This window comes from Janthinobacterium sp. PC23-8, assembly GCF_002250505.1.
Classification (GTDB): Bacteria; Pseudomonadota; Gammaproteobacteria; order Burkholderiales; family Burkholderiaceae_D; genus Janthinobacterium.
Window position 1 is genome coordinate 815,218 of the sequence record NZ_NJGY01000001.1, and the last position, 7,554, is coordinate 822,771.

The 7,554-nt window shown below is 72.5% G+C and carries 1 protein-coding gene; it reads right to left on the minus strand.

All coding sequences use genetic code 11. The features are described from left to right. Positions 1 to 7,554 (minus strand): non-ribosomal peptide synthetase (locus CD932_RS03620; protein WP_176460866.1); only part of this gene is annotated, 7,554 nt, incomplete at both ends.

Below are 7,554 nucleotides of genomic sequence, written 5' to 3' on the forward strand. Positions count from 1 at the left end.
GGCGATGCCGCGGCCGGCCAGCGCGCCGGCCAGGCGCTGCGCCTGCTCCAGCAACGCCGCGTAGCTATAGCGGGCGTCGCCGCCATCTTCCAGCGCCAGCGCGTGCGGCGTGTGCGCCGCCTGACGCCGGATCGCCTCGATCACGTCGGGCGCCGGCTGCGCCAGTTGCGGCCCGCAGCCGACGCGCTGCGCCAGCAGGCGCGCCGACGCCGCCAGCACCGGCGTCGCGCCCAGCTGGCGCACGGCGCCGCCGCTCCAGGCGCGCAAGGCCTCGAGCACGCCCTCGCCCATGGCCAGCGCGCAACGCGTGGCAAACCGGCCCGGATCGTGGCGCAGCGACAAGCTCAGGCTGGCGCCCGGCTCGACATACAGCGACAACGGATATTCATTGACTTCATGCGCGGTGACCCCGGCCAGCGCCAGGGCCTCGCCGTGTTGCGGCGCCAGCGACTGCAGCGGATAGTTTTCAAACACCACGATGCTGTCGAACAGCGGCCGGCCCTGGTTAACCCAGGACTGGATGCGCGGCAGCGGAAGGTGGGCGCTGTCGGCGATCTCGGCCATCTCCTGATGAATCTCCGCCAGCCACGGCAGCAGTTCCGCACTGCCCGCCAGGCCGACCCGCACCGGCAGCGTGTTGATGAACATGCCGACCCAGTCGGCGCTGCCGGCGATGCCGGCGGGCCGGCCCGACACCACCATGCCGAACGCGACGTCGTCCACATGCAGCATTTTTCCCAGCATCAGGGCCCAGGCAGCCTGGATTACGGCGGCCAGGGTCAGGCCATGCGTGCGGCAGAACTGCTGCAGGCGGGCGCTGTCGGGCGCGTCGAGCGCCAGCACCAGCGGCGCCGCCGGTGGCGCCGCCAGGGTGCCGCTGGCCACCAGGGTCGCGGCCTCGAAACCGGCAAAGCGCCGCTGCCAGCGCTGGCGCAGCGCCGTCTCGTCGACCTCGTCCAGCCAGCGCCAGTAGCTGGCCGGAACGGCCACCGGCGGCGGCAGCGGCGCCTGGTGGTACAGCGCGACCAGTTCGCCCAGCAGCACCGGCTGCGACCAGCCGTCGGCAAGCAAATGATGATGGCTCCACAGCAAACGCCACTCCTGCGGCCCCAGCCGGGCCAGCGTGGCGCGCGCCAGCGGCGCCTCGGCCAGCACAAAGCCGCGGGCGCGGTCCTCGGCCAGCAGCGTGCGCCAGGCGGCGCCAGGATCGGCCTGGCCGCACAAGTCGAGCACCGCAAACGGCAACACAAGCTGCGCCTGCACCAGTTGCAGCGGGCGAGCGCCCTCGCCATGCACAAAGGCCGCGCGTAACGTATCGTGGCGCGCGACGAGCTGCTGGAACGCCTGCTCCAGGCGTACCGCGTCGGGCGCCGCCGCCAGGGCGATCTCCAGTTGCTGGATATAGTGCCCGCCCGCGTTGGCATGCAACTGCTGGTCGAACACCATGCCCTGCTGCACCGGCGTGCAAGGCAGCAGTTGCCGCGTGGCCGGGTAGCTGGCCAGCAGCGCGCGCAATTCGCTCTCGCCGGCCAGGCCGGCCAGCGGAAAATCGGACGCCAGCCAGGCCAGCGAGGCTGGCAGCCGGTCCGGCCGCGCCAGGCCGAGCAGCGCCGCTTTCAGCTGCTGCGCCAGTTGCCCGGCACGCGCGGCGCCGACACGGCTGCCGTCGGCCTCGACGCCGAGGCGCAGGCACTGGCCTTCGATCACGGCGACCAGGTCGAGCAGCGACGAGCGGCGGTTGGCCGGATCGCTGGCCGGCGGCAGCGTGATTTCCAGCGCTTCGAAAGGCGCCTCGCCGGCGCCGATGGTGCCGTCGAAACGCCCGAGGTAATTGAAGACGATGGCATCGTCAAGCGCCACGACGGAGCGTTCGCGGCACAGCCTGAGCCAGCCGCCTCCGGCGGCCGGTAGCGCGCGCAGGCGCAGCTTCGCCTGCCGTACCGCCTCCTGCGGCGAGTCCGGCGCGGCCGGCAGCAGCAGCGGGCGCTGGGTGGTAAACCAGCCGACCGTGCGCCCCAGGTCCACGCCGGCGACCACGTCGCGGCCATGGCCTTCGACCAGCACCAGGGCATCCTGGCGCAGTGGCATGCCGGCGCCGGCGAGCATCAGTGCGGCCAGCAGCAACTCCTCCACGCTGGCGTTCCAGTGATCGCCGGCGCGCGCCAGCAATTGCGCCGTTTCTTCCTGCGTCAGGGCGCAGGCAGCGCTCACGCTGTCGCCCTGCAGGCCAGCCGGTGCGGCGGCGGCGTCGCGGCCTTGCCCGAGCGTCTCGAGCAAGGCTTCCCAGTGCCGCCGTTCGGCCGGTTGCGGCTGCCACTGCTCAAGCTGCAGCGCGGCCTCGGCCAGCGCGGTGGCGGGTGCCGGCAGCGCCGCGCCGGCCAGCAACAGCCCCAGTTCGTCGAGCAGGATGCGCCAGGAGACGCCGTCGACGGCGATATGATGCACCGCCACCACCAGCGCGTCGAGCGTGACGCCATCGCCGCTGGCCAGCACCGCGCCCCACAGCGGACCGCGATCGAGCCTGGCGGCGGCCTGCAGCGCGGCGGCGGCCAGACATAGCTGGCCGGGGTCGTCGCTGTCGCAACGGCGCAGCAGCGGTGCGCCATCGCCGCGCGCAGTGTCGCTGGCGTCAGCGCTGAAGCGGGCGCCAAAGGCGTCGTGGCGCTGGCCCAGGTCGCGCAGCGCGGCCTCGACCTGCTCCAGCCGATAGCGCGCGCGCGGCCTGAGCGCGACGGTCTGGTGATACCAGTGCGGATTGGCCAGCCGCAGGCCGAAGTACCAGTGCTGGATCGGCAGCAACGGCCAGCGCGCGGCCGCCGTTGCCGGCACTGCCAGCGCCGGCATCGACGCTGGCAGTGCCGGCGCCGCGCCGCGCGCCATCTGGCGCACGCTGCGCAGCTTGAAAATGGCGCCGGCGCTCAGGGTCACGCCCAGCCTGCGGGCGCGCGCTACCAGCTGCATGGCAGAAATACTGTCGCCGCCGATGCTGAAAAAGTCGTCATCCAGGCCCACCGTGGACAGTCCCAGCAGGGTTGCGACTTCGTTCGCCAGCAGCGCCTGCAGGCCGCCGGCGACAGCGCCATCATCGTGCGGCGCGGGGAGGGGCGTGGCCGGCATGGCAAGCGCCGCGCTGGCGCTGGCCGCCAGCGCGGCGCGGTCGGTCTTGCCGCTGGCCATCAAGGGCCAGCGATCGACCAGGCGCACCAGCGCCGGCACCATATAGCCCGGCAACTGCCGCGCCAGCGCGGCGCGCCATTGCGCCGGCCCGGCCGCATCGCCCTCGCCGCCGCACTCGACATACGCCACCAGGCGGGGCGTGCCGCCGGGCGGCGTTTCGGTCTCGATCGCGCAGCGCCGACCGCCCGTCAGTTGCGCCAGCGCCACCTCGATCTCGCCCAGTTCGATGCGGTTGCCGCCGATCTTCACCTGCCGGTCCAGCCGGCCAACGAAGTCAAGCCGGCCATCGGCCAGGCGGCGCACCAGGTCGCGCGTCAGGAAGGCGCGGCTGCCGGGAGCGCCGTACGGGTCGGGCACGAAACGCTCGGCCGTCAGCGCCGGCTGGCCCAGGTAGGCCAGGCCGACGGCTGCGCCGCCGAGCAGCAGCTCGCCGGTGGCGCCCACCGGCAGCGGCTGCAAGTCCTGGTCGACCACCACCGCGCTGACGCCATCGATCGGCAGGCCGATCGGAATGACGCCGCTGTCGCTGCGCAGCGCGTGCCCCGCGTCGACCACTTCGAAGGTGGCGTCGATGGTCGTTTCGGTCGGCCCGTACAGGTTGACCAGCTGCAGCCGGCGCCCGCCGATGATGGCCAGCGCGGCCTGCCGGCGCAGCACTTCGCCGCCGGCAAACAGCAGGCGCAGGCGCTCCAGGGCCGCCTCGTCGGGATCGCCGGGCAGTGCTTCGAGCAGGCTGGGCACGACCTGCGCCACGCTGATGCGCTGACGCTCGATGGTGCGCAGCAGCGCCCCGGGATCGGCGCTGGCCTCGGCACTGGCCAGCACCAGCACGGCGCCGCTGTCGAGCGGCGCCCAGATTTCCCACACCGAAGCGTCGAAGGAGGCACGCGTGCGGTGCAGGATGCGGTCGCGCGGACCGAACTCGAAGCGCGCGCCCATCCATGCCATGTGGTTGGCCCAGGCCGCGTGCCCGATCTGCACGCCTTTCGGCACGCCGCTCGAACCGGAGGTATAGATTGCATAGGCGGCGGCAAGCGGCGCGAGACGCGCCGCGCGCTGTTCGAGCACCGCCGCAGCGCCGTCGCCGGCCTGGCAGGCGTCGGCCGCCGCCACCTGCAACGGCGTGCAGCGCTGAGCCAACGCGGCATCAAGCGGGCGATCGGCCAGCAACAGTGGCGCGCCCAGGTCATCGAGAATGGCGGCGATACGCTGCTGCGGCGCTTCGGTATCGAGCGGCACATACCAGCCGCCCAGGGCGGCAATGGCGATCTGGCTGGCGACCGCGTCAAGGCTGCGCCCCTGGTAGACGGCGACGGCTTGCTGTTCGCGCAGGCCCGACTGCAGCAGCAGGGCGGCGAGCCGCTCGACCCGGTCGAGCAGTTCGGCGCCTTGCCAGGCGGTGCCGTCGGCATCGACCAGGGCGGTGGCGGACGGCGCCGCGCGCAGGCGGCGCAGCACGCGCAACGGCAGCGGCGTGAACGCAGGCGCGGCCGCTGAGCGGTTGAAGCGGCGCAGCGACCAGTCGCGCTCGGCCTCGCTGGCGCAGTCGGCCGGCGCATCGGGGGCCTGCAGCAGGCGGCCAAGGCCGCACGCCAGTTGCGCCGCCAGCGCGGCCACCTGGACGGCGGAAAAGCTGGCGTTGGCCACCAGTTGCCCGCTCAGCGCACCGCTATCGGGATCGATGCCGAAATTGATGGTCAGCGGCAGCTCTGTCGATTCCGACGACAGCGACTCGAGCACGCCGATGCCGGAGCTGCGCTGCACTCCGGCCAGGGGCCGGAAATGGACGAAGTTGAGATTGACTTCAAACGGCTTGCGGCCGTCGTGCAGGCGCACCATTTCGGCCAGCGGGTAGTTGCGCCAGTCGTAGGTCTCGGCGTCGGCGCGAAGGGCGGCGCCGGCCAGCGCGCGCCAGCTGCCGCGCGCCGGCAAGGCCAGCGGAATCGTGTTGAGGAACAATCCCAGGGCGGCCGCGCCGCCAGCCGATTGCGCGCGGCCGTTGACCACCAGCCCCACCGTAAAGGCCGCTTCGCCGGCATTCCAGCCCAGCACCTGCGCCACCAGGCCCAGCAGCCAAGCCTTGGCCGGCAGGCCGCTGGCCGCGCACAGCGCCGCCAGTTGTGCGCCGCTGTCCGGCGCCAGGGCCAGCGTCTGGCGCGGCCGTTCGGCGCCGGCTTCGCCCCAGCGCGGCAATTGCGAAACCGGCAGAGCCGCCAGGCGCGAGCGCCAGAAGTCGCCTGCCTCCGGTGCTTGCATCAACTTTTGCTCCCGCGCCACGAAGTCGGCCATCTCGCAAGCGGCCGGCGCGCCGGCCTGCAAGGTGCCGCCGCAGGCGGCGCCATACAGCGCAAGCAGTTCAGCGCTCAGCAGCGCGACGCTCCAGCCGTCGAGAATGGCGTGATGGATTGCCACCGACAGCCAGCAGCTGCCATCGGCCAGCGCCGACACGCGCAGGCGCAGCAGGCCTGGCTGCTCCGGCACATAGGGCTGGCGGCGCAAGGCCTCGTCCTGGCGCGCAACGCGCGCACACGCCAGCGCCGGCGAAAAATCGCGCAGATCGCACCAGTCGACGCGCAGGGCGCTGCCCGCATGGACCACCTGCAGCGCACGCGCGCCGGACAGATGAAAGCTGGTGCGCAGCGCCGGATGACGCGCCTCGAGCACGCTCACGGCGCGCTCGAAGGCGGCGCGCTCGAGCTGCCGGTCGAGGCGGTTGCTGACCAGGTCGAGATACAGTCCCTCATCGTCGCCGAAATCGGCGTGATACAGCATGCCGGCCTGCAGGCGCGACAGGGGAAAGGCATCGATCGCGTCCGCTGGCAACGCGGCGCGCTCGGCCGCTTCCAGGCCATCGAACGGCGCGCGCGCCGGTGCGGCGGCCGTGGCATCGGACTGGCCGGACGATGCCGCCGCCAGCGTCGCGGCCAGCGCACGCACGCTGGGCGCCTCGAACAGGCTGCGCAGCGGGAAAGGCACGCCCAGCTCCTGCGCCGTCGAAGCGAAGCGCAGACTGCGGATCGAATCGCCGCCGAGCGCAAAATAATTGTCGTCGATACCGACCGCATCGAGGCCCAGCGCCTGCGCCATCGCCTGGCACAGCAGCTGTTCGCGTTGATCGCGCGGCGGCGCCGCCGGTGCTGCGGCGTCCCGCCCCAGCACCGGATCGGGCAAGGCGCTGCGGTCGGCCTTGCCATTGATGGTCAGCGCAATGCGCTCGACCAGCACCAGCGCGTCGGGCAGCATGTATGCCGGCAGACGCGCCGCCAGCGCGGCGCGCAAGGTTTCAGGCGCCGGCGCCGGCGCCGGCGCCGCCGACGTGCGCGGCACCACCCAGGCGCACAGGCCCAGCAGCGACGGATCGCCATGCGGCTCCTTGCGATAAGTACCGACGCAGGCCGCGCCAATCTCGGGCAAGGACAGCAGCGCCTGTTCGATCTCGCCCAGTTCGATGCGATGGCCGCGCAGCTTGACCTGCTGGTCGATGCGCCCCAGGTAGTCGGTTTCGCCGTCGGCGCCGCGCCGCGCCAGATCGCCCGAGCGATAGGCGCGCTGGCCGGGGCGGCTGGCAAACGCATCGGGCACGAAGCGCTCGGCGGTCAGCGCCGGCTGGTTCAGGTAGCCGGCGCTGACGCCCGCGCCGCCGACCCAGATCTCGCCGGCCACGCCGTCCGGCACGGGCCGGCCGTCGCCGTCCATCAGCGTCATGCTCAGGTGCGGCAGCGCGCCGCCGATGACGCTGCCGCGCCCGGCAGCCAGGTCCTGCGCCACAATGCGGCGCCAGGTCACATGCACCGTGGTCTCGGTAATGCCATACATATTGATCAGCTGCGGGGCGCAATCGCCATGGCGTTCGACCCATCCCTCCAGCGCCGCCAGCGTCAGCGCTTCGCCGCCGAACACCAGATAGCGCAGCGTGCTCAAAGGCTGCGCCAGCCGGCGCTCCGCCGCCGCGAACAGGCCGAAGGCCGAGGGCGTCTGGCTCAGCACGGTGATCTCGTGTTCGCGCACCAGTTCCACCAGCGCCGCCGGGTCGCGCGCCACCTCGAGCGGCACGATGACGCACTGCCCGCCGCTCAGCCACGGCCCCCAGATTTCCCATACCGAGAAATCAAAGGCAAACGAATGGAACAGCGTCCAGCGGTCCTCGGGGCCGGCCGCCACGCAGACGGGCGTGGCGGCAAACAGCCGCAGCACATTGTCATGCGTGACCAGCACCCCTTTCGGCCGGCCGGTCGAGCCGGAGGTATAAATGATATACGCGGGGGCATTGGCCGCCACCACGCACGCGGCAGGACGGGCCCCGGCGGCCGGCGCCACCGTCTCCAGCGCCAGCAGTGCGCCGGCGTCCAGGCCGGCGCTCGCCAGCCCGGCTGCGGC